32 protein-coding genes are annotated in these 21,848 nt (G+C 50.0%); 27 read left to right on the forward strand and 5 right to left on the reverse strand.

The features are described from left to right. The first annotated feature begins 30 nt into the window (after positions 1-30). From trxB to Q397_RS0117700, 3 genes are all read left to right on the forward strand, one after another. Positions 31-978, forward strand: coding sequence for a thioredoxin-disulfide reductase (trxB, locus tag Q397_RS0117690; protein ID WP_028880543.1), 948 nt, complete (start codon positions 31-33; stop codon positions 976-978). 119 nt (positions 979-1,097) lie between these two features. Continuing rightward, positions 1,098-1,985 carry a LysR family transcriptional regulator gene (locus Q397_RS0117695; protein WP_028880544.1) on the forward strand — a complete coding sequence of 296 codons (888 nt, stop codon included), beginning with the start codon at positions 1,098-1,100 and terminating at the stop codon, positions 1,983-1,985. Between the two features lie 66 nt (positions 1,986-2,051). Further along, complete coding sequence (locus Q397_RS0117700) at positions 2,052-2,357, forward strand: hypothetical protein (protein WP_028880545.1); 306 nt, start codon at positions 2,052-2,054, stop codon at positions 2,355-2,357. 202 nt (positions 2,358-2,559) lie between these two features. Here Q397_RS0117700 and Q397_RS0117705 read toward each other — a convergent pair whose 3' ends face one another. The 3 genes from Q397_RS0117705 to Q397_RS0117715 are packed head-to-tail and all read right to left on the reverse strand — an operon-like array spanning position 2,560 to position 4,316. After that, positions 2,560-3,411: a branched-chain amino acid aminotransferase gene (locus tag Q397_RS0117705; RefSeq protein WP_028880546.1), complete on the reverse strand. Its 852-nt coding sequence runs from the start codon at positions 3,409-3,411 to the stop codon at positions 2,560-2,562. Continuing rightward, the gene (locus tag Q397_RS25225; protein ID WP_028880547.1) at positions 3,411-3,626 is read right to left on the reverse strand and encodes a hypothetical protein; all 216 of its coding nucleotides are present in this window, start codon (positions 3,624-3,626) and stop codon (positions 3,411-3,413) included. The genes Q397_RS0117705 and Q397_RS25225 overlap by 1 nt, the downstream gene beginning before the upstream one ends. 57 nt (positions 3,627-3,683) lie before the next feature. Next, positions 3,684-4,316: a S24 family peptidase gene (locus Q397_RS0117715; protein WP_028880548.1), complete on the reverse strand. Its 633-nt coding sequence runs from the start codon at positions 4,314-4,316 to the stop codon at positions 3,684-3,686. A 140-nt stretch (positions 4,317-4,456) separates the two neighbouring features. Between Q397_RS0117715 and Q397_RS0117720 the strand changes: the two genes are divergently transcribed. From Q397_RS0117720 to Q397_RS0117765, 10 genes are all read left to right on the forward strand, one after another. After that, positions 4,457-4,825, forward strand: coding sequence for a hypothetical protein (locus Q397_RS0117720; protein ID WP_028880549.1), 369 nt, complete (start codon positions 4,457-4,459; stop codon positions 4,823-4,825). Next, positions 4,822-5,229, forward strand: a complete 408-nt coding sequence (locus Q397_RS23250) for a hypothetical protein (RefSeq protein ID WP_051610283.1) — start codon at positions 4,822-4,824, stop codon at positions 5,227-5,229. Before Q397_RS0117720 ends, Q397_RS23250 begins: the two co-directional genes overlap by 4 nt. A 125-nt stretch (positions 5,230-5,354) precedes the next feature. Beyond that, positions 5,355-5,555 (forward strand): hypothetical protein, encoded by a 201-nt coding sequence (locus Q397_RS24810; RefSeq protein ID WP_240475099.1) that lies wholly within the window; start codon positions 5,355-5,357, stop codon positions 5,553-5,555. A gap of 3 nt (positions 5,556-5,558) precedes the next feature. After that, entirely contained in the window at positions 5,559-7,190 is a 1,632-nt protein-coding gene (locus Q397_RS23255) for a portal protein (RefSeq protein ID WP_084149114.1), read from the forward strand. Beyond that, complete coding sequence (locus Q397_RS0117740; protein ID WP_028880551.1) at positions 7,177-7,458, forward strand: Bbp19 family protein; 282 nt, start codon at positions 7,177-7,179, stop codon at positions 7,456-7,458. The genes Q397_RS23255 and Q397_RS0117740 overlap by 14 nt, the downstream gene beginning before the upstream one ends. A gap of 13 nt (positions 7,459-7,471) precedes the next feature. Further along, positions 7,472-8,137, forward strand: coding sequence for a capsid assembly protein (locus Q397_RS0117745; protein ID WP_028880552.1), 666 nt, complete (start codon positions 7,472-7,474; stop codon positions 8,135-8,137). Between the two features lie 41 nt (positions 8,138-8,178). Next, positions 8,179-8,823, forward strand: a complete 645-nt coding sequence (locus Q397_RS0117750) for a glutathione S-transferase (RefSeq protein ID WP_028880553.1) — start codon at positions 8,179-8,181, stop codon at positions 8,821-8,823. A 95-nt stretch (positions 8,824-8,918) separates the two neighbouring features. Beyond that, the gene (locus Q397_RS0117755) at positions 8,919-9,743 is read left to right on the forward strand and encodes a lysozyme family protein (RefSeq protein ID WP_028880554.1); all 825 of its coding nucleotides are present in this window, start codon (positions 8,919-8,921) and stop codon (positions 9,741-9,743) included. A gap of 285 nt (positions 9,744-10,028) precedes the next feature. Beyond that, entirely contained in the window at positions 10,029-10,850 is an 822-nt protein-coding gene (locus tag Q397_RS0117760) for a phage capsid protein (RefSeq protein WP_028880555.1), read from the forward strand. Positions 10,851-10,925: 75 nt separating this feature from the next. Next, the gene (locus tag Q397_RS0117765) at positions 10,926-11,195 is read left to right on the forward strand and encodes a hypothetical protein (protein WP_028880556.1); all 270 of its coding nucleotides are present in this window, start codon (positions 10,926-10,928) and stop codon (positions 11,193-11,195) included. Here the strand turns inward: Q397_RS0117765 and Q397_RS0117770 are convergent. Beyond that, positions 11,192-11,755: a hypothetical protein gene (locus tag Q397_RS0117770; protein WP_028880557.1), complete on the reverse strand. Its 564-nt coding sequence runs from the start codon at positions 11,753-11,755 to the stop codon at positions 11,192-11,194. The two genes, Q397_RS0117765 and Q397_RS0117770, sit on opposite strands and share 4 nt — an antisense overlap. A gap of 214 nt (positions 11,756-11,969) precedes the next feature. Between Q397_RS0117770 and Q397_RS0117775 the strand changes: the two genes are divergently transcribed. From Q397_RS0117775 to Q397_RS0117840, 14 genes are all read left to right on the forward strand, one after another. Continuing rightward, positions 11,970-12,539, forward strand: coding sequence for a phage connector family protein (locus Q397_RS0117775; protein ID WP_028880558.1), 570 nt, complete (start codon positions 11,970-11,972; stop codon positions 12,537-12,539). Continuing rightward, positions 12,540-14,456 carry a phage tail protein gene (locus Q397_RS0117780; RefSeq protein ID WP_028880559.1) on the forward strand — a complete coding sequence of 639 codons (1,917 nt, stop codon included), beginning with the start codon at positions 12,540-12,542 and terminating at the stop codon, positions 14,454-14,456. Between the two features lie 29 nt (positions 14,457-14,485). Beyond that, positions 14,486-15,784, forward strand: a complete 1,299-nt coding sequence (locus tag Q397_RS0117785) for a phage head spike fiber domain-containing protein (RefSeq protein ID WP_028880560.1) — start codon at positions 14,486-14,488, stop codon at positions 15,782-15,784. Position 15,785: 1 nt separating this feature from the next. Next, a complete protein-coding gene (locus Q397_RS0117790) occupies positions 15,786-16,163 on the forward strand; it encodes a hypothetical protein (protein WP_038014658.1) in 378 nt (125 codons plus the stop codon). Next, a complete protein-coding gene (locus tag Q397_RS0117795; RefSeq protein ID WP_028880562.1) occupies positions 16,160-16,555 on the forward strand; it encodes a hypothetical protein in 396 nt (131 codons plus the stop codon). Before Q397_RS0117790 ends, Q397_RS0117795 begins: the two co-directional genes overlap by 4 nt. Then, positions 16,555-17,031: a hypothetical protein gene (locus Q397_RS0117800; RefSeq protein WP_028880563.1), complete on the forward strand. Its 477-nt coding sequence runs from the start codon at positions 16,555-16,557 to the stop codon at positions 17,029-17,031. Before Q397_RS0117795 ends, Q397_RS0117800 begins: the two co-directional genes overlap by 1 nt. Continuing rightward, a complete protein-coding gene (locus Q397_RS23260) occupies positions 17,028-17,384 on the forward strand; it encodes a hypothetical protein (RefSeq protein ID WP_038014660.1) in 357 nt (118 codons plus the stop codon). The genes Q397_RS0117800 and Q397_RS23260 overlap by 4 nt, the downstream gene beginning before the upstream one ends. A gap of 54 nt (positions 17,385-17,438) precedes the next feature. Beyond that, the gene (locus Q397_RS0117810) at positions 17,439-17,786 is read left to right on the forward strand and encodes a hypothetical protein (protein ID WP_051610285.1); all 348 of its coding nucleotides are present in this window, start codon (positions 17,439-17,441) and stop codon (positions 17,784-17,786) included. Positions 17,787-17,826: 40 nt separating this feature from the next. Further along, entirely contained in the window at positions 17,827-19,317 is a 1,491-nt protein-coding gene (gene terL, locus Q397_RS0117815) for a phage terminase large subunit (RefSeq protein ID WP_028880565.1), read from the forward strand. A gap of 106 nt (positions 19,318-19,423) precedes the next feature. Continuing rightward, positions 19,424-19,714: a hypothetical protein gene (locus Q397_RS0117820; protein ID WP_084149115.1), complete on the forward strand. Its 291-nt coding sequence runs from the start codon at positions 19,424-19,426 to the stop codon at positions 19,712-19,714. A gap of 78 nt (positions 19,715-19,792) precedes the next feature. Next, positions 19,793-20,095: a hypothetical protein gene (locus tag Q397_RS0117825; protein WP_028880567.1), complete on the forward strand. Its 303-nt coding sequence runs from the start codon at positions 19,793-19,795 to the stop codon at positions 20,093-20,095. 1 nt (position 20,096) lies between these two features. Then, the gene (locus Q397_RS0117830; protein WP_028880568.1) at positions 20,097-20,537 is read left to right on the forward strand and encodes a cell wall hydrolase; all 441 of its coding nucleotides are present in this window, start codon (positions 20,097-20,099) and stop codon (positions 20,535-20,537) included. A 74-nt stretch (positions 20,538-20,611) separates the two neighbouring features. Continuing rightward, positions 20,612-20,977, forward strand: coding sequence for a hypothetical protein (locus tag Q397_RS0117835; RefSeq protein WP_156950774.1), 366 nt, complete (start codon positions 20,612-20,614; stop codon positions 20,975-20,977). A gap of 147 nt (positions 20,978-21,124) precedes the next feature. Continuing rightward, complete coding sequence (locus Q397_RS0117840) at positions 21,125-21,502, forward strand: GcrA family cell cycle regulator (RefSeq protein WP_038014664.1); 378 nt, start codon at positions 21,125-21,127, stop codon at positions 21,500-21,502. A 163-nt stretch (positions 21,503-21,665) separates the two neighbouring features. Here the strand turns inward: Q397_RS0117840 and Q397_RS24815 are convergent. Next, the coding region (locus Q397_RS24815; RefSeq protein WP_205618860.1) for a transposase at positions 21,666-21,848 on the reverse strand (183 nt) is incomplete at its 5' end.

The following is a 21,848-nucleotide window of genomic DNA, read 5'->3' on the forward strand; positions in this document are numbered from 1 at the left end:
TCGACAATCAGATTCTCAAGGATGTTCTCCATGTCCGAAACACACCACTCTAAAGTTCTTATTCTAGGCTCTGGCCCTGCCGGTTATACAGCGGCGATTTATGCAGCACGCGCAAACTTAAAACCGATTTTGGTAAAAGGTTTACAGCCTGGCGGTCAGCTGACTATTACGACAGATGTGGAAAACTATCCCGGTTTTGCAGACCCGATCCAAGGCCCATGGTTGATGGACCAATTCCACGATCAGGCGAAGAACGTTGGCACGACCATGTTTGATGACACGATCGTTGAGGCTGACTTGTCTTCGCGTCCGTTTAAACTGACAGGGGACAGCGGCACGGTCTATACGGGTGACACGCTGATTATCTCTACTGGCGCGTCTGCGCGTTGGTTAGGCATGGACTCAGAGCAAAAATATCAAGGCTTCGGCGTATCTGCTTGTGCGACCTGTGATGGCTTCTTCTATCGCGGCAAAGATGTTGCGGTTGTCGGCGGCGGTAACACGGCTGTTGAAGAGGCGCTTTACCTGACAAACTTTGCATCCAAAGTGTACTTGATCCATCGTCGTGATGAATTGCGCGCGGAGAAAATCCTTCAGGACCGTTTGTTGAAGCATGAAAAAGTCGAGATGGTCTGGGATAGCGTTATTGACGAAATCGTCGGGGAAGAAGAACCGTTCGGGGTCACAGGTGTTCGCGTTAAAAACATTAAGACGGACGAGCTGAAAACCATTCCGGTACACGGGACGTTTATCGCAATCGGTCATGATCCGAACACAGGCTTGTTTAAAGGCCAGTTGGAAATGGATGATGAAAACTACATCGTCACCAAACCGGATAGTACCCTGACCAGCATTGAGGGCGTGTATGCCGCGGGTGATGTGCAGGATAAAATTTACCAACAAGCGGTGACAGCCGCGGGGACGGGCTGTATGGCCGCGCTAGAAGCCGAGCGCTTTATTAGTGAGCAAGAAGGCTAATAAAGTAACTTTTGTTACATTTTGAATTTGTTTAAGGCGAAAGGGCAGTTTTCTCTTTCGCCTTTTTCATCTATGCTATATACGCATGGCTATTATGCGTGTGTAGAATAGGAAGAACAATGCATTGGGATAAATTACGAGTTTTTCATGCCGTTGCGGAAGCAGGCAGTTTTACTCATGCAGGTGAAAATCTAAATCTGAGCCAGTCGGCGGTTAGCCGGCAGATCAGTGCATTGGAAGAAAGTATTCAGGTGAGCTTGTTTCACCGTCACGCCCGTGGTCTGATTCTGACCGAACAGGGTGAGCTTCTCTATAAAACAGCCCATGAAGTCTTTGCCAAGCTGGCTATGGTGGAAAGCCAACTGAGCGAATCTAAAGAAAGCCCGCAAGGCACGTTGAAGATTACAACGACGGTTGCCTTTGGCTCCACATGGTTAACACCTAAACTTCGTGAATTTTTGGAACTTTACCCGGATATTGAAGTGAGTGTGGTGCTGACGGATAATGAACTTGATTTGTCCATGCGGGAGGCAGATGTCGCGATTCGGCTCAGCCCTCCCAAGCAACCGGATTTGATTCAGCGTCATCTCTGGAGCATGCCGTATCATATCTATGCGGCGCCGGATTACCTCAAAAAGCATGGGATGCCAACAAAGCCGCAGGATCTGGACAAGCATCGCATCATTGTCTATGGGGATGACGTTAAACAGCCAGTACAGGGGCTGAACTGGTTATTGTCGGCGGGCCGTTCTGATGGCACCAAGCGGACAGCGGCTCTGCGGGTGAATAACGTTTATGGGATTTTCCGTGCGGTGCAAAGCGGACTTGGTCTGGGGGCCTTGCCGGAATATATGAGTCGCGAAGTCGGCAATTTGGTGGAAATTCTGCCTGAGTTGCGCGGTCCGATCATTGATACCTATTTTGTGTATCCTGAAGAGCTTAGAAACTCGAAAAGAATCACTTTATTTAGAGATTTTATCGTCAGAAAAATGAGCCAAGCAATATAATTTCTTGGTTATAAGGTTTTGTTTTAAAATAGTTATTTCCTAACTGCATGGTCAAGTATGCAGTAAATGCATGACAGCCTTGCCATTTTTGCTATGGTGTTCGCACCTGCAACAAGATACATATTGTTTACTAACTTTGTTGCGTTGCAGCAAAGTTACTTCCCTTCAGATTTTGCTGAAGGAGGGTCCCCCTCCGGGGTCGACCCTACGTCTCCCAGACGTGAAGCCTCCCTGTTAAAACTTGCCGGGCCTTTTGGCCCGGTTTTTTTGCCTAAAATCTGGTTTCTGTTTGTGACGCAAGGGGTTTACCTCAAAAGTATAGGTTTGCGCTTTTTGAATGTTTTAGGGCGCTACTATGAGGAAAACGCATAATTGGGTTGCAGGAAAGGGTATTTATTTTATGGCCCGAGGGGGGTAGAACGTGCCTGTCGACACCGCACTGCGGTATCGCACAGTTTCGAAAGTTTTTTTCGATTTTGGGGCCAGTCTTCTGGTCCTACGTCTCCCAGACGTGAAGCCTCCCTGTTAAAGACTTATGCCGGGCCTTTTGGCCCGGCTTTTTTTTTGCCTATTCTCAGGCCTTTGCCCACTTAAAATACAAGTCGCGCAATTGCATGGTGATGTCCCCAATGGGTAGATCGCGATCTTCCAGTTTGGTGCAGGGGCCGACCTTGAAGTAGTTGCCCGTTCCAAAGACTTCATCGGCTGCCATCACTTCTTCAAATTTGACGGATTTCTCAACCACTTCAAAGCCGTTTTCTCTGGCAAGCTTGATGACGCGTTGGCGCGTAATCCCGTTCAGGAAGGTGTCGTTGGGCACCGGGGTGTAAATTACCTTGTCTTTCACATAAAACAGGTTGGTATAGGCAAATTCAGCAACGTTGCCATTGGGGTCTAGGACGACGGCTGTGTCAAAGCCTTTGCCTTGCGCTTCTGTGACGCAGCGCCCCACGTTGGGATACAGGCAGGAGGCTTTGGCTTCTGTCGGGGCCATGTCACGTGCTGGGCGTCTAAAGCTTGATTTACAGGCGCTAAAACCAGTGGGTTCGGGTAAGGGGGCATCAAAGATGCTGAGGACAAAACGGGTGCTTGACGGATCGGGGGCAATAAAGCCTGAGTCAGCATAAAACATGGGGCAGACGTAAAGTTCTGCATCTGCCGGGAACTTGGCAACCCCTTCCCAGGACAGTTCGGCAATCTCCTGTGCACTTAGCATTGGCGCCATACCGAGGAGGCGCGCAGAATCGATGGAGCGTTGGCAATGAAGATCGAGGTCGGGGATCACACCGTCAAAAGCGCGTGCACCGTCAAAAACACTAGAGGAAAGCCAGAAACCATGCGTACGTGGCCCCATGGTATTGGGATTGCCTTCGCTCCATTCCCCATCAAAATATGTCCACGTCTTTCCGCTTCCTACATTACCCATCAGATTTGTCCTTTTGTTTCGAGGTTCTTTTCATGTTGTGATATTGGATTATTTTTTGAAGGATAAACAAATCTTTTTTTGAGTTGGTATTTTTTCATCTGTTTGATCCTGTATATCTCTTCTATTTTGTGCCGGATTGATATCGGCGGGGCACTGTGCGTATGTCCAAGGTACTTTGGCACAGGCCCGTTGAAGCGCAGGTCAAGATCTATCATGGTTCATTCTCCTATTTAGGAAAGTAGACCTAATCTGTTTTGGTGATTTGTAAAGGCCTATTGTGAGGCCCAGATGATCCGGTGAATCCAGACGATCTCTTCCATTTCAAAGAAACGATCTTCATATTCCGGGTTGAGGGATTGCAGCTCAATCTTTCTAGCAGAGCGGCGGCGCAGTTGCTTGGCCATCACTTCGCCTTCTGTTGTTTTAACGACAACCCGATCCCCGCGCCGGATGCTGGCCTCGGGGGAGACAAGAACCAGATCACCATCGCGATACACGGGTTCCATACTTGCTCCGGTAATCTCAAGGGCATAGGCATTGGAATCGGGGATGTCGGGAAAAGGGATCTCATCCCAACTGCCGCCGGTGGGATAGCCTGCATCATCAAAAAAACCGTGAGAACCAGCTTGGGCCAGCCCGATCAGCGGTACGTTGCGAAAGGCTGTGCGCGGTGCTTCGCCATGTACGAAGGTAACAAAATCACTGAGATCCGATTTGGTTGCATCCAAGACCTTGGCGATACTTTCGGTGCTGGGCCAGCGGGCTTTTCCCTCACGTGTCAGGCGCTTGCTTTTATTGAAAGTTGTCGGGTCAAGACCAGCTTTACGCGCCAATCCAGAAGCGGAGAGGCCGTATTCTTTTGCGAGGCGATCAACAGCGCGCCAAATGTCAGCATGTTTCAACATAGCACCCATTATTATAGAAATAAGATCATATGGCTATAGGAATTTATTGAAAAAGAAGCGTTGACTTAGGATAAAAAATCGATAAATAGATGTTCAGGTTTTGTTCTATTTTGCAAATGCACTTGGGGGTAGTTTATATTATGTCAAAAATGAAACGCATCTTTCCAGCACCCTGTCCGGACGGGGACACCACGCCTTTTCAGGATGGGGAGGAGGCCTGGTTCTGGTTTGCCCGCTGCCAAATAATGCGCAGAGACGGCGCGCGTATTGTGTCAGGGTTGACCATGACGCCACGCCCGTGTGTTCCCGATGATGTTTATCGCACGGTTATGGGGCTGTTCCGCCGTAACCATTTGGATAATGTCCATCTACAGGTGTTGGGCTCATATGGCGAAAAAATGTGTCCGCCGGATGAATATGTCGGGGACGAAAAAGATCATGTCCCTGTATGGCGGGATGCCTTGGAAAAATTGGGTAAAGCATTGCAGAAGAAAGGAATTGTGGAATGAGTACGGCGCTGGTGGTGTTTAGTGATAATGCAGGTGTGTGGTGGTTACGTTATTTAAAGCCGGGTTTTCGCCATTGTTTTGTGATGCTGGAAACCGATCGCGGCTGTGTCTGGATTGATCCGTTAAGCACAGGGTTGACGATTAAACCGCTGGAAGGGTTCGAGCTGGCGGGTTTGATGCGCTGGTATAAGGATCAGGGGATGCGTGTGGTTAAAGTGAATGTGCATGCAGGTAAGACCGCAGCCTTTAGCTGGGCGCCCATGACCTGTGTTGAAGTGGTGAAGCGTCTTATCGGTTTGCATGATTGTGCGGTCTTGACCCCGTGGCAGCTCTATCAAAAACTTCACAAAAGAGAACAAAAGTCTAATTTAGGAAAAAAGTCCTTGACTTTCTCGTTCCGGTGAGGTAGCTTCCTTCTTGTCAACGGGATCAGTGTGACCAAAGCCCTTCAAGCTTCTGCTTGGAGGGCTTTTTTTATACCTGATTCTGATTTTCCCAAAGACCAAGTAAGGAGAAAGTTATGGGAGGCATGTTTTCATCCCCAGATCCAATCGCACCACCACCAGAGCCACCCGCGCCGCCAGACCCGGCAGAGGCCGAGCGTGATGAACGATTAAAGAATATGGAACGCCGCCGACGCGGGCGCCAAGGAACCATTCAGACCTCATGGCGAGGATTGGAAGAAAGTGGCGAGAACACGGGGCAGGGCAAAAAACTGTTGGGAGACTGATTGATGTCAGAACTGACACCAAAAGACGTGCTTGAGCGATTTGAGCAAGCAAAAAACAAGCGCACGGTTTGGGAAAGTCACTGGCAGGAATGTTATGACTTTGCGCTCCCTCATCGGGCGGGCTTCTTTAGCCATGGGATGGCGGGGGAAAAACGGGCGGATAAACTGTTTGATGGCACGGCCCCTGATGCGGTGGACCAGTTGGCCGCCAGCATGCTGGCACATTTGACGCCGCCCTGGGCGCGCTGGTTTGGCCTGACATCCGGACCGGAAGCCGACCCGGATCAACTGGAAAGCCTGAACAGTGATCTGGATAAAGCATCCCAAATCCTGCAAACGCATTTCGAAAGATCCAATTTCTCCATCGAAATGCATCAGTGTTACCTTGATTTGGTGACGGTGGGGAGTGCGTGCCTTTTGTTTGAAGAAGCGGCACCGGGCATGGCTTCAGCCTTTCGTTTTACCGCGGTCCCCTTATCACAAGTCATGATGGAGGAAGGCGTCTCCGGCATGTTAAGCGACACTTTTAGGCGCAGTGAAATTCCCCTTGGGCATCTAAAGGCCCGCTTCCCGGAAGCGCGTTTGCCAGCGGATTTGGAAAGTAAAGCCGATCAAAACCATGAAGTTCGCTATGCAGTGATTGAAGCGGTGATCGAAAATGGGCCGCGCTTTGACTATATGGCGGTTCTGCAACATGGTTATGGCGGAACGGGGGAACCTGTCTTGCTACGGCGCGGGACATTTTCCCAATCACCGTTTATCGGCTTTCGCTGGTTGAAGGCACCGGGGGAGAGTTATGGACGTTCTCCGGTCATGAAGGCGTTGCCGGATATTAAGACGGCAAATAAAGTGGTGGAATTGGCCTTAAAAAATGCCTCCATTGCCGTGACGGGGATTTGGCAAGCCGATGATGATGGGGTGCTTAACCCCGCAACCATTCGCTTGGTGCCGGGGACGATTATCCCCAAAGCGGTTGGATCGGCTGGGTTGACGCCCTTGCAATCCCCCGGCAGTTTTGATTTGTCACAAGTGGTGTTGGAGGAATTGCGCAAACGCATCCGCCACGCCTTACTTGCAGACAAATTAGGGACGCCGGACAGCAAGCAGATGACCGCAACGGAAGTGTTGGAACGCTCAGCTGAAATGGCGCGGATTTTAGGGGCGACCTATGGGCGTTTGCAGGCGGAACTGTTGACCCCGTTGGTGGTGCGTGCCTTGGCGATCCTGAATCGACGCGGGGAAGTCAAAGGTTTGCGCATCGATGGGCGCTACGTTGATTTGCAATATAAATCCCCGTTGGCGCGCCAACAGACGAGAAAGGAAGCGCAGGACATTCTGGCGTGGATTCAGTCTTTAGGCAGTTTGGGACCGGAAGCGATGGGGCTTATTCATCCTGAAAAGACGGCACGCTTTTTGGCGAAAGCCTATGGGGTGCCGATGGATATCCTAAAAACCCCGCAGGAGCTGGAAGAGGCAGCCGCGCTCGCGTCTCAACAAGCGCCTGCGCTTTCTCTCGCCAACACCGAAACAGGGGCGGGGGAGAGTGAAAGTGTTAGCGAAATTGCCAAGGATATTCTGGCCGATCCGCAAAAAATGCAAAGTGTAATGAAAGGAATGGGGAATGTCAGCATCTGATGATCCGGGGTGGTCCTGGTTTGAAAAAGAAGTGGGCCAAATCGAGAGCCCGACGTTATCCCAAGATGATATTGCCGCCTGTTTTGCCCGCTGTTTCAGGGGGCAGGAGGGGGAGACGGCTTTGTCTCATCTGGCACAAATGACACTGGGACGCCCGCTGGGGGCCAATGCCCATAATGGTATACTGCGCCATCTGGAAGGCCAACGTTATCTGGTGTCCTACATCATCGGTCTGGTCCGTGCGGGCCGTGACCCAAAACACAAATGACAAGAGGTATTAAATGACTGAAGACATGACACAGGCGCTTTCACCGCGCCCGGACTATCTCCCCGAAAAATTTTGGGATGGAGAAAAAAGCCAGCCACGCCTAGAAGCCATGGCTCAATCCTATCGGGAGATGGAACGTAAATTCGGGGCAGGTTTGCATAAGGCTGTGCCGACCCATCACGGTGAGTATTGTGTGGACTGTAAAAGTGATTTGTTCGCGGTTAACCCGGTGGTGAATGAGCGATTGCATCGGGCGGGTTTTACGCAAGATCAGGTGCAGCTTGTGTATGACCTCGCCCATGAAGCGCTGGAACCATTGGTCGCTGAAATCACCGCGAGCCTGCACGCCCATCAACAGATTGATCGTTTATGTGAAAAGTTTGGCGGCGAAGATCGCTGGCAGGAAACGGCGCGTCAATTGCGCACTTGGGGGGAACAAAAGTTTGGCCCACAAGCGCTGGAAGCTATGGGGAGCAGCTATGACGGGGTCATGACCCTTTACGAAATGATGACAAAGGGCGATGGCGAACCGGGTATGGGGCGTATGGAGCATACGGGACAAGGCAGCAATGACGAAGATGTCCGCCGTCTGATGCGTGACCCCAAATATTGGCGTGATCGTGACCCGGCAACGGTGGAACGGGTGCGCGCAGGCTTTCGCCGTCTCTATCCCGGTTAAGCGGGGTTGAATGGGCGGCGGGGCAGCGGTAGGATGCGGTTATGTCTTATCCTATCTTATATAGTTTCCGCCGCTGCCCCTATGCGATGCGGGCGAGAATGGCGATCTATGCCAGTGGCTTGACCTGTGAATTGCGTGAAGTTGTTTTGCGCGATAAACCTTCGCAAATGTTGGCATTGTCGCCAAAAGCGACCGTCCCTGTATTGCAGCTTACTGACGGACGCGTGCTTGAGGAAAGTCTGGATATCATGCGCTGGGCATTGTCACAAAATGATCCGCAAGGATGGTTGGTTGCAGACAACAGCTGTGTGGATAAGCTGATTACGCAGAATGATCACCAGTTTAAAACCTATTTAGACGGTTACAAATATGCCGCGCGCTATGAAAATGTTGATCCCTTGGATCAACGTACAAAGGCCGAAGTCATTTTGACAGACCTGAATAGTCGGATTGAGCAGAATGGCTTTTTGTGTGGGAAGAATGCTTCATTGGCGGACTTTGCCATTTTCCCCTTTGTCCGCCAGTTTGCCTTTGTGGATATGGCGTGGTTTCGAACGACAGCTTACGGGGCCTTGATCTCATGGTTGGATTATTTTTTAGATCATGTGGTGTTTGTGAAGGTGATGGAGAAATATCCGCAATGGCGGGCTGAGGAGGCGAATAGCATTTTGTTTCCTGAGGTTTAAGGCGCGATGTCCGGCGTCGTTTTAGTAAGGGAGTGATGGGAAAATCCATCGCTCCCTTTTTTTGTGTTCGAACGAAACGCAAAGGAGAGAAGAGAATGAACAAAAGTCAGTTGGTAAATGACCTGATGGCTCAATTTAAAAAAGAAGGGCAGTCGGTCAAATGGCAGCTTACAGACCCGCAAAACTGGTCGCCAGAAGATCTGCAAGAGGTCATGAAACACCGCAATCAGACGAATGATCGTGCGGAAAAAGAAGCGCTTTTTCAAAAAGAACGTCAATGGTTCGATCAGAATTTCGGGACAAACCCGGTCACTTTTGATGAGACAGGGCGCATGGTGATGCCAAAATCTGAACAGGTGGGACCATCACGATCCATGATGCCGGTTACACCAGAAGGCGACACTTTGCCCGATGCGTTGCAGGAGGTCATTTATCGGATGGTCGGTGAAAACGGGGACCAAGCGGCCCGTGACGTTGTCAAGACGTTGCAAGGTGGCGTGAACCGCCTGTCGCCCAAACGGCCTTTAAAGGAAGATGGCGTCATCGGCCCGAAAACGACTTTGGGGATGGGGGCTGCCTTAAAAGAGAATGGCCTTAAAAAAGTGTCGGAAGCGATGGCGCTCAGTCAATTTGCCGGCAGCCTTCCCAAGCAGCGCGCTACGGGGGCGCAAGGATTGGGGCAGGCGGTTTCACAAGCCTTTTCTGGTCTGTTGGGCGGGCAGGCAGAAGCGTTGGGTTTGCAGGGGACGTTAAACGATTTCGGTGCGCAATTGAAAGAAGATGGCGATATTGGCCCGAAAACCAAATCGGCTTTTCTGGAGGTCTTGAATAAACAAAACCCCGCCGATCTTTTGGAGAGGCTGGGCTATAGTCTCGGTTTTTCGAGTGCCGATGAAATGTCGGAAAAAAGAACAAAATAGGAAAATAATCATTGACTTTCGGGTTTAAGTGTTCTATTTATGTTCTTGTCAACGGGAGAGGTGCGTCTTGCATCCAAAGCTGTTTCATTCGGGGGAGGGAACAGCTTTTTTAATCTCGTTTTGATCAAAATTTTTACAAACAGAAAACAGACGGATAACCGACCTTTTTAAAGAAAGGCTGCGGCCCGTCTTTTTTGTTCGTGGCCTGTCCTGGCGGATGTGTGGATCCATAACCATGGTTTAAGCGCCGCATTCTCAGATAATCCAACAACAAGGAGTGATGTAATGTCTACATCCGTTGAAAATTCGTTTATCGGTCATTATGTGGCCGAGGTCCATTTGCAGTATCAGCAAATGGGGTCAAAATTGCGCAACACAGTGCGTACCAAAAACAACATTGAAGGGGCGACGACCACGTTCCAGAAGATCGGTAAAGGCACAGCCAGCACGAAAGGTCGTCATGGTAAAGTGCCGATCATGAATATCGATCACGAACCGGTGGAATGTAAGCTGTATGATTATTACGCTGGCGACTGGATCGACAAACTGGACGAGATCAAGACCAACATCAACGAGATGCAGGTGGTGTCCAAAGCGGGCGCGTATGCGCTGGGCCGTAAAACGGACGAGCTGGTCATCAATGAGTTGGATAAATCCACCAATTTTGCGGGTGATGGGGTTGATGGTTTGACCAAAGCCAAAGTGCTGGAAGCCTTTGAGATGATGGGCGAAGCCGATGTGCCTGATGATGGCGATCGCTATGCCATCGTTGGGTGGAAACAATGGTCTGATCTGTTGCAGATCGACGAATTTACCAAGGCGGATTATGTCGGTGATGACGATCTGCCGTGGAAAGGGACGCAAGCGAAAAAATGGCTGGGCACGCTGTGGATGCCCCATTCCGGTCTGACCAAGACGGGGGATGTACGCTATTGCTACTGGTATCATAAAACAGCCGTGGGTCACGCCATCGGTCAGGATATCCAGTCGGATGTGTCCTGGCATGGGGATCGCGCAGCGCACTTTGTCAACAATATGATGAGTCAAGGCTCGATCCTGATTGACCCGACGGGCGTGATTTCCATGCGTTGTCTTGAAACAGCCTAAAAACGATCACCCCAGATTTATTTTCACCCCGCGATCCTTAGATTGGTCGCGGGGTTTTTTATGAAGGATACAAATATGGCTTTTGAATCAAAGAACCTGAGCGTACTTGCCTATTCCAACGGCTTCACTTTGTGGCACTACACGACTGCGGATAGCGCTGCGGATGTGGATACCAGCGGCTATTTTAACGATGCGGCCGACATGCTGCGTGCGGGGGATATGGTGATGGCGAATGTGTCAACGTCCGGTGTGCCGGCTGCGGGCATTTTTCTGATTGCGTCCAGTACGTCTACAGCCGTGGATGTGGCGGATATGTCCCCTTTAGGGGCCGTCAATACCGACTAACGGTAATACTCATCCTCATCTGGTTCATTGGAAAGGTTTTCAAAGCTGAAGAGCTGCGGAGCCTTTTCAATGACCATATTCAGGATTTCCTCGACCTTTTTCTGTTCTTCCAAGGCGATGGCATCCACCTTGTCGTGCAGGCGCTCGCTCTCCAGATTTTTTCTCATACGATGCAGGTCGTGTAGTTCACGAATGAAGACTTCTTTGGAGCCGAGGGGAAGGTTTTTTTCTGAAATATATTTTAGGAACTGTAAGGAGGCGTGCATCGCCAAGGACAATTGGCGTGCGGTGAGTTGGTCGAGCTGTTCCTGAAGGTCTGGATTTTCGCCCTCTTTTTCACTGCTGGTCAAACGGCGCTGGATGATTTCATTAAAGCTTTCGCACTCAACGACGAGATCGCGAAACTCAAGATAGGTTTTGAAGCCTTCGCCCGTGAGAGTGCCTTCGGCTTGTTTGGCCCAGATATCCAGTTCATTGGTCTTCTCTTTCAGACTATCGATAAACTGGCTGATCTGTTGTCGTTGTTTCAGTCTTTTGTTTTCACGGTCATCAACCAACATGGGGGCCCCATATCGTACATATTGTTCGTTTTCGCGTCAGAATAGCCTGGCACGATTGCGCGGAATCATAGCGCATTCCCAGATGGAAGCGAACTTATTTTTAATTTTATTCATTCGCAAAAACAAAGGTTTGGGCCTTTCTAAATCAAGAATAGCATCAGACGATTTTTTTTATCTAAAACGGTTTTATAAATTTGGAAGTCAGGGGGAGAGTATGTCTTTAACCAAGATCGGGCTATGTTCGCGCGCTCTATTAAAAATCGGCGCGCATACCATTTCGTCATTTGATGAAGGCACAGCCGAAGCCGAGGTTTCGAATAACCTTTTTGATGGGGTGTGTGATGCGCTGTTGTCCTCCTACCCTTGGAGTTTTGCCACTGCACAAATGCGGTTGCCACGGTTGATGGCACAGCCAATTGCGGACTTTAGCTATGCCTATCAATTGCCGGGGGACTTCTTAAGGGCGCTGTCCGCGGGGACGGGCAATGTGGGGCGCGGTGTGCGCTATCGTATTCAGGAAAAACGGCTACATACGGATTTGGACGAGGTTGTCTTGTCGTATATTTATCGGGCGGACCCGAGTGATTATCCTGCTTATTTTTCCCAATGTCTTATTTCACATCTGGCAGCAGAATTTTGTGTGCCTTTGACAGAAAGTGCATCGCGGGCAGAAGCATTTCAACGCGTGGCAGAAAAGGAACTGCAACGAGCACGCACCATTGATGCCCAGCAACAAACCCCGCAAGCCATTGATTTGGACGGGTTGATTAATGTGAGGTATTAAATGGCGCGGATCAGAATTTCAAAAAACAGTTTTTCAGGGGGGGAGATTTCCCCCTTTCTTATTGGGCGCGGGGATTTGAAAGCCTATGAAAACGGCATGTCAAAAATGCGCAACCTGATCATTTATCCGACAGGCGGTGTCCGGCGCAGGCCAGGGCTGCGCTATATCGACACAGTGCCCGGTCCCTCCCGGTTGGTGGCGTTTGAGTTTAATATTGAGCAAAGTTATCTGCTGTCCTTCAGCCATTTAAAACTGACGGTTTATCGGGATGGTACCAAGGAAGTGGAGGTGGAAACCCCTTGGACGCAAGATCAGTTGAAGCTGATCAACTGGACACAAAGTGCAGATACGCTTTTGGTCGTTCATCCTGACCTTGCCCCACGTAAAATCAGTCGGACATCCCATACGCAATGGACGATTTCCGACTGGTCTTTCTATGAGGATGAGGAAACGGGGCGTCTTCAACAGCCCTATTATAAATTTGGCAAAGATGAGGTGACGTTAACGGCCAGTGCGACGACGGGGACGGTAACTTTAACCGCGAGTGCGGATGTCTTTACCTCAGATCACGTGGGTACGCGTTTGCGGTTGGCAAAACGCGAAGTCGAGGTGACGGAGGTAACCTCCCCGACGGTAGCGCAGGCCTTGGTGAAAGATAAAAGCGATCTGGTGGACACGCTCGCTACAAAAGATTGGGAGGAACAAGCCTTTTCAAATGTGCATGGCTGGCCCGTATCGGTGGTGTTTCATCAGGATCGGTTGGTCATTGGTGGGACGCGTGATTTACCCAATCGCTTGTGGATGTCCAAATCATCGGATCTGTTTAACTTTGATTTGGGGGAAGGGCTGGATGATGAAGCCATCGAATTTGCCATTCTGTCTGATCAGGTGAACGCTGTTCGATCGCTTTTTTCCTCCCGCCATTTGCAAATTTTTACGTCAGGTGCGGAATGGATGGTGTCTGGGGAACCGTTGACGCCGGAAACGATTCAGTTGAAACGCCAAACCCGTGTCGGTGCGCCCGTGGATCGCTATGTGCCCCCACGCAATGTGGATGGGGCGACCCTGTTTACATCGCGTGATGGACAGGATCTGCGGGAATTTCTGTTTACGGATATGGAGCAGGCCTATCAATCCAACGATCTCGCCATGCTGTGTAAACACTTGATGAATGATCCACAGGATCAGGATTACGACAGTTATCGTCGTTTGTTCTACATGGTGATGGGCGATGGCACGATGGGGGCGTTAAGCGTTTATCGTGCAGAAAAGATATCAGCGTGGTCTGTGCTGGAAACCCAAGGGAAGTTTTTAAATGTCGCCGTTGTGGGACGCGAGGCCTATGTGCTGGTGGAACGTAGCGGCGGTATTTTTATCGAGGTGTTTGACGATGACTTGTCAACAGATAGCAGTCTCTTCGGGATGGATCAGGAGGGCGCGACAAATTGGTCAGGTTTGGAGCATCTTGAGGGGCAAAAGCTGAAACTAGTGGCGGATGGAGCTTTGATGAGCGATCAAACCGTCGTCAATGGGCAGATTAGTCTTGTTGATCCGGTTTTTAAACTTGAAGCCGGTTTGTCCTACACGCATGTGCTGGAGCCATTGCCACCAGCCCCACAAGCGACGGGAAACGCGACGCAAGGTGGTCGGGTCCGGCTGGTCTCCTTGACGTTTAGGCTTAAGGATACCCTGGCTTTGAAACTGGATGTGGGACGGGGGTTGAGTGATATCCCGTTTAAACGGATGGGGCCAACGGCCATTTTGGACAGTGGCGGAGATCAGTTTACCGGCGATATTACTGTGCGGGCCTTGGGGTGGCGCTCGCGCGGGACTGAGCAGTTGTGGCGGGTGGAGCAAGATACCCCTCTGCCGTTTAGCGTATTGTCGGTTGTCGAGGAAATGACAGCCAACGCCTGAGAAAAAATTATTTTAAAGGAACAAAGACGATGAGTGAGGAAATCGTAATTGGCGATGTGCGTCCGCGTATTCAGGCCATTGGGGATGGGCAGCAAAGCGAGTTTATCTATCCTTTCGCCATTTTTAAAGAGAGTGATCTTGAAGTTTATCTGGGGGAAACCTTACAGAGCGGCACCTATAGTGTGCAGGGGGCGGGGCAGAGTGTCGGGGGAAATGTGGTTTTTAGCCACCCGCCAGAGAACGGTGTCATTGTCACTTTGCGTCGACGGCTAGACATCCATCGCACCAGTGATTTTGCAGAAGGTGGTGCTTTTCATGCACGTGTGATTAATCGGGAGCTGGATTATCTGGTCGCGGTGGAGCAGCAAAATGCCGATGACATTAACAACCGTGCCCTGATGTTAAACCCGACGGATGGGGATGCGACACTTGTGTTGCCGACAAAAGAGGCGCGGCGTCGTCGCTCGCTTGCGTTTGATGACGCTGGATCTCCTGTTCCGGGGCCAACGGTATCCGATATTTTACAAGCCCAGCAAAGTGCAGAAGCAACGGTTTTAGCCGCGCAACAGGCGAAAGAGTCGCAGATCGCAGCAGAAACAGCAGCTGCCAGTGTGGATTATTCGGAGTTGCGGCGTAAAACAGATAAGATTCAAACTATTGACGTTGAAGATCGCGCGATCACTCAAGAAAAAATTGATCCGTCGGTTCAGCTTAGCGGGCCGTCTTTGGGGACAAATTCAATCATTCGAACCAACAGTTCGACGATTGTTGAGAATATCACTATTCCTGTCGGTACAAACGGCATGAGCGCCGGACCGATCAGGATCGCCAAGACAAATGAATTTCTTTGGTCGGAGGACTTGACGCAAGGAGTCTGGACAGACCCTTTGAACCAATGGTCGGTTGCCAATGTTAACGGTCTTAATCCGTTCGGTGTTACTCAGCAGGTCAGTGAGGTTAGTCTTACTGAACCTGCTTTGATACGCTACGGGCCTACAGATTTTATTGTTGGGCAGACCTATACATTTTCAGCCTATTTTAAACTGACCAGCGGTCATGTCACGCATATCGAGGGAGACCAAGGGGACGGAGATGTGGTCAATATCGGGACGCCGACGGCTGCGTGGCAACGCTTCTCTTTCACGTTTGTGGCGAACGCCAATCTGAATTTTGATCTGGTAGCTTATTGTTATCAGCCTTCAACTTTACAAATTTTTGGCGCGCAGACGGTCGAGGGTACAGAGATAGTACCTTACGAAAAAACAACAATGGCACCAGCTGAAGCAACCGTAACAGTTGATGGAACATGGACAGTGGTGGGAGGTTGATATGACGATAATAGCCAATAAAATTCAAAATCAAGCAGGTGGCCCTGTTGAGCTGGCGAAGCAATCGGCTGCCAAAGCATGGGGGAATTATAATGGAGGCGCAGCGATCCTGCGGCAGAGTTTCAATGTAAGCTCTGCGATTGACCTGAATATAGGTCATGTGGAGTTGAGCTTTATCAACGCTATGAGGGATGCTGAATTTTGTAGCAATTCTACATGTAAGTATTTGGTCAATAGTTTTTATGGAAACAATACAAAGGCCGAATGTTATGGACGGGAGGCCAGTGTGGTGAATGTCCTTACTATGTCATCCTCTAACGGCAATAACTATGATTGTGAGCATCTAAACGTGATTATAGCAGGAGATTTAGCGCAATGACGATCAAGGCAAATAAACTTGAAAGTTTGATCGGTAATAAAGCCATTGCTGTGGAGGCGCTGGTTGATGGGGTTGCCAAGGCGTTGGTGAACTACAATGGTGTGGGCGGTGTTGTGAACAAGAGTTTAAATGTGAGCAGCGCTGTTGATGTGGCGGTGGGAACGTATGGGTTCAATCTTACAAATGCAATGGCAGATCAATATCCCTCCATTGGCACTTCAATACAAATGACAGATCAAGCGTATGGTAGCTATTTTGGTATGTGCGCTGAAGTTGATCGTTTTAGAGACCCTACGCCAAGCAGCGTGCATGTGATCTGTAAGTATAGTCTCAGTGCGGGCATTTATGATTGTGGCATGTACAGCGTTACCTTGAATGGAGATTTAGCCTAATGGGAAAGCTCGTCACGAATCAGTTTAACGGAAAAACCGTGACCGTATTGGCAGAACTCCCGCTCTGGCAGCGCCTTGAGCTCGCCCATCACCAGCTGGAGCCTGTCCAATCTAATTACCGTATCGTCTTTGAGTCTGATCTCGACCATCCTGCTGCGGTCTTAATTCCGGATCCAAACTGGCTGGCTTGTGCGTTACAGGGGGGGATTTTGCCACCTGTGCATGTTTATCATGACTTGGAATATGGTGAGAACGGTCGAGTGCTCAATGGACATATTTTACATGAGACCCCACCAATCGCAGCGATGAGTGAAGAAGAAGCAATCGAGTACCTGATCCAGAAAGACGTACCGGCACATATCTGGAAGCAGGCTCAAGGCAATTCGGTGCGGCTGTTGATTTGTCGCAAAACTCAATTACCCGCAACACGAAACTGGCGTAATGCGTGGAATTTAATACAGGAGAAAGCAGCATGACAGATGTCTTTATTAAAACCCCCTCAGGAACCGATCGAGTCCATGAAATCCAGAAACCGGAGAAACGCCTTTTTCGCGATGCGTGGCAACTCAACGGCCCCGTGATTGAGGTGGATATGAGTAAGGCACGTGCGATTTGGCGCGACAAAATCCGCACGGCGCGTGCCCCTGTTTTGAAAAATCTGGACGCAGCCTATATGAAAGCCCTCGAAAGTGGAGATACGGTTTTGCAACAGGACATTGCGGTGCAAAAGCAAATGTTGCGGGATGCAACGGAAATACCGGAAATTGATCAGGCCACAACGCCTGAACAATTGGCAGGGGTGCAGCCCATAGGTTTGTTAGTCGACTAAAAAAATAAAGCCGCCCTTGCTTCAAGTCGGGGCGGCTTTTTCTTGAGGATTGGGATGGAAGAGAAAAAAACAGGACCGGTTCGTAGACGTCGTCGTCGCAAAACGCGCCTTCTGGAAACGGTTCGCCAGGAGCTTGAACGGACGCTGCCGACCTACATTCATGATGCGGTGATAAGTTATGAAGGTTTTTTGGACAGCCCTTTACCAGAAGATGCAAAAGGGTTTGCCGCTTATCACAGTGCCTGCAAGGCAGCTTTAACCCATGTGGAGGTTTTAGCAAAGCTGATGCGCTGGTGTGAAAACACGCCTGAAGAGGTTGCAGCGCACGTCCACTCTGAAGGGGAGGAAATTGCAGACCTTTTGGCAGGGGCACGCGCAGCTTTACAAGAACTGGAAGGGTAGTTTGGCGGCACACACTTTCTAAAAAGGAGAAGAGAAAAAAATGGAAAAACGTGTGGTGTTCCCGGAATTTGTCATGTTGTGGGATCAGTTGCAGGGATTGGGCATGCCACAACATCACTTGAAAATTTGTCGATGGCTGGATCAATGCTGGATCGGAGGCCAGCGTGAACTGTTGTTGATGGCATTTCGCAACAGCGGCAAAAGTACATTGGTTGGGCTGTTTTGTGCGTGGCTGTTGTATCTGGATGCAGATCGCCGGATCATGGTGATGGCGGCTGATTTTGCGCTGGCAAAAAAGATGGTGCGTAATGTCAAACGGATCATAGAGCGCCACCCCCTGACGAAAGCGCTTAAACCGAAACGCAAAGAACAATGGGCTTCGGATCAGTTTACTGTCAACAGGCCTAGTGAATTGCGTGATCCGTCTATGTTGGCAAAAGGGATCGGTGCAAACATTACGGGATCCCGTGCTGATGTGGTGATTTGTGATGATGTAGAAGTCCCGAATACCTGTGATAGTGCACCGAAACGCCTGGATTTGCGCGCCCGTTTGCAAGAAATAGACTATGTGATCGTCCCCGGTGGCTTGCAGCTTTATGTGGGGACGCCTCATACATTTTATACGATCTATGGCGATAAGGCGCAGGATGGGGAAGAGCCGTTTTTGGCAGAGTTTGAGCGATTTAAACTGCCTTTGTTGGATGTGAACGGCAAAAGCCAATGGCCGGAACGTTTCCCTGACAAAAATATTGCTTCCATTCAACGTCGGACGGGGCGCAATAAGTTTGAAAGCCAGATGATGTTGCGTCCGGTCAATATCTCGGAAAGTCGCCTTGACCCGGATTTGATGCAGCCTTACACGGCTGAACTGGATTATCGCGAGCATAATCAGCAAGCCTCGCTTTACCTGGAGGACAAACGTCTTGTGTCGTCGAGCTGTTGGTGGGACCCTTCTTTTGGTAGCCCAGACAAAGGGGACGCGAGTGTGATTGCAGCCGTCTTTACTGATGAAACGGGGGGGTACTGGCTGCATGGGTTGCGTTATATGACCCATGATCCGCGCCTGATTGCCAAGGTGGACGAGGCAACTCAGCTTTGTGGGCAGGTGGTGGATTTTGTGCGCCAGTATTATTTACCCTCGGTTTGTCTGGAGACAAATGGCGTGGGTAAATTCTTACCCGGACTGCTTCGTCGAGAATTGGAAAAACAAGGTGTTCGCTGTGCGGTGATTGAGAAACATTCCCGTACCAATAAGGCTGAACGGATCTTAAGTGCCTTTGACGTCGTGTTGGCGTCCAAAGCCTTGCATGTGCATCAGCAGGTGTTGAAAACGAAGTTCCCAGTAGAGATGCGTGAATGGGTGGCGAATGTGGCAACACGGGATGACGCGCTGGATGCGGTTGCGGGATGTTTGTCCAGTGAACCGGTGCGCCTTTCCCGTCAGCCCCTGTTTGAGTTGGAAGGCAAGGTAATGAACCGTTGGGGCGGGGGCAGTGCAAGCCATCAGGCAACGACAGACTTTAATCTTTGAGTTGATGTTTACTTTATGAAGGGCAATCGAGGCGTTGAACGGGTGAAAAAACTCCCCATATATCTTCTAGAGTTCATTTTGACAGGAGGACACGATGAGAGCCTTCATGAGCATAGGGATCTTATGCGCGGTCATGATGTCGTTTAGCTGGGAAGCGCTGGCCCAGAACCTGTGTGGTCAACGCATGGATATCATTGATACCTTGAAAAAACGCTATCAGGAAGAACCGGTTTCTATGGGACTGGCGGGCAACGGCGGTGTTGTTGAAGTCTTCGCCTCTACCAAAGGAAGCTGGACGATTATCGTCACCCGACCGACCGGGGTTGCCTGCGTCGTCAGTGCCGGTGAAGCCTGGGAAAGTCTGAAAGGTCCGAGTGAGTTGGATCAAGGGGTTTAAGGTCTTTTAAATCTAGAAAATTTTAAACGTTCTGCGGGCGCGTGCAGGACGTTTTTTTGTGTCTTTAAGGAGTGAAAAATGAAGGGAAGCTGGAGCATCGACCTGATTTGGTGGATTACGGCCTTTGAATTGCCTGCAATGGCGAGCCTATTCTGGATGATCTGGAAAAATCGACAGGATTTCGACGATACCCTGTCGGATTTGCGCGAACATACGGACAATGGACTGGGCAACAGCCGTGAGAGCCTGTCGGCCTACAAGCTGGAAGTTGCGCAAAATTATGCCTCCATCACCTACATGAAAGATGTGGAGAGGCGTTTAACCGGACATTTGGTCCGTATCGAAAACAAACTTGATTTACCTGTACGCGAAAGGAACTGAGATGACGCAGTCCAGATATACAAAATCACCGGAAACCGCGATTGATATTCTGGCCCGTACCCTTTATGGCGAAGCCCGTGGGGAAAAGGTGCGCGGGATTGAGGCGGTTGCCTGTGTGATTATCAACCGAGTGGAGAAAGCCCTGAAACGTGGCGGATATTGGTGGGGCAGTGATGTTGAAAAAGTCTGTCTGAAACCGTGGCAGTTTTCGTGTTGGAACGTCAATGATCCGAACCGTGAAAAAATTCTGCAGGTCGATCGCCAGAACAAGGTCTTTGCAACTTGTTTACGTGTGGCCCGACGCGCTGTTTTTGGGGCGTTGACGGATATGACGGGCGGGGCAACCCATTATCATGTGGATGGATTGTTACCTGCGTGGGCGCGCTATCAAATCCCCTGTGTGGAGATCGGGCAGCACGTTTTTTATCGCGATATCCCGTAACGTATTTTTGAATTTAAGAGTGGTTGAAGTCTTTTGCCGGTGGCAAAGGGCTTTTTTTTTATGAGGGGAAGGATATGAAGATCAGAGTGATTGCAGGCCTGTTTGCTACGGGGGTGTTGACAGGTGCCTGTGTGTTGGAAGGGGTGAGTGTGGGAGCTGTGCTGGGCTTTATCGCAACCCATGCCGCGCGGGTGGGCGAGGCCGCAAGTGTTTTGCAGGTGGCGATCGATAAATATCGTGCCAGTGAGACGGGGCTGGAGAAAGTGAAAGTTCTTGCCGAGGTGTCTTGTCACTTTAGAACACATCACCCTGACGAGATGGGCTATCTGCGTGAAAAGCTGGCAGAAGCCGGAGTCTCGACAGAAATAGCAAACGCAGCGCGCAAGTTAGCGGATGAGAAATGCAAAAAACAGGCGAAAGTGCCTGAAAACACCCTATAAGGTGAATTTCTTGCTTTTCCATGTTGCTTGAACGTTGGAGATTTTGTAATGTGCGCGCACTTTAGGATAAAGTTGATAAGTCGTTCTTGCTGCTGCTCTGTGCTACAGTGACCAAGCGCGAGAATTGAGAACCCACAAGGAACGATTATGAGTGTAGATTGGACGCCTGAACGTATCGAGTTGCTGACACAGCTCTGGAACGAAGGCATTGCAACCAGTGAAATCGGGCGTCGTCTCGATGTGACTAAAAACGCCGTTGTTGGTAAAGTGCACCGACTGGGTTTGCCAAAGCGCCAATCCCCCATTCAGCGTAAACCTGCGAAAAAGAAAAAAGCACCGGAGCCAGAAGTGGTGACGCTGGACAAGTTGCGTCCGGGCATGTGTGCTTGGCCAATCGGTGATCCGGGGACGCCAGGGTTTCATTTCTGTGGTGAAAAATCAACAGAAGGCAAACCTTACTGCGAGACCCATTGCGAACAAGCCTATGTGCGTAATATCAAGGAAGATCGCAAAAAACAGGCTTAGCCCAATTTTGTGTAAGAGAATAAAAAAAGCGTCCCAGTATTTTAGGACGCTCAGATCTCTGACAAACCCCGTCAATTTTGGCGGGGTTTGTTATTTTCTATAAGGTTGTGTTTTTTTGTTCTGTTGGACATTTCTTTAAGCAGGTTGCTCCACTGCTTCATTTTCAGGCATATGTGGGCGTTCCAGTGGGTAAATATCGCCATAAAAACCTGAGACGGGCTAAGATGAGGGCGATTTTCTTGATGTTTTGGGCGGTGGCTGCCATCAAGCATTGCTCTTTCACTTTAGTCAGGCCTCTCAGACGGGCATAGCGGTGCCCATGTAGTTGTTTGGCATCAGCAAAACT

This window comes from Terasakiella pusilla DSM 6293 (assembly GCF_000688235.1).
In the GTDB taxonomy this organism is placed as follows: Bacteria; Pseudomonadota; Alphaproteobacteria; order Rhodospirillales; family Terasakiellaceae; genus Terasakiella; species Terasakiella pusilla.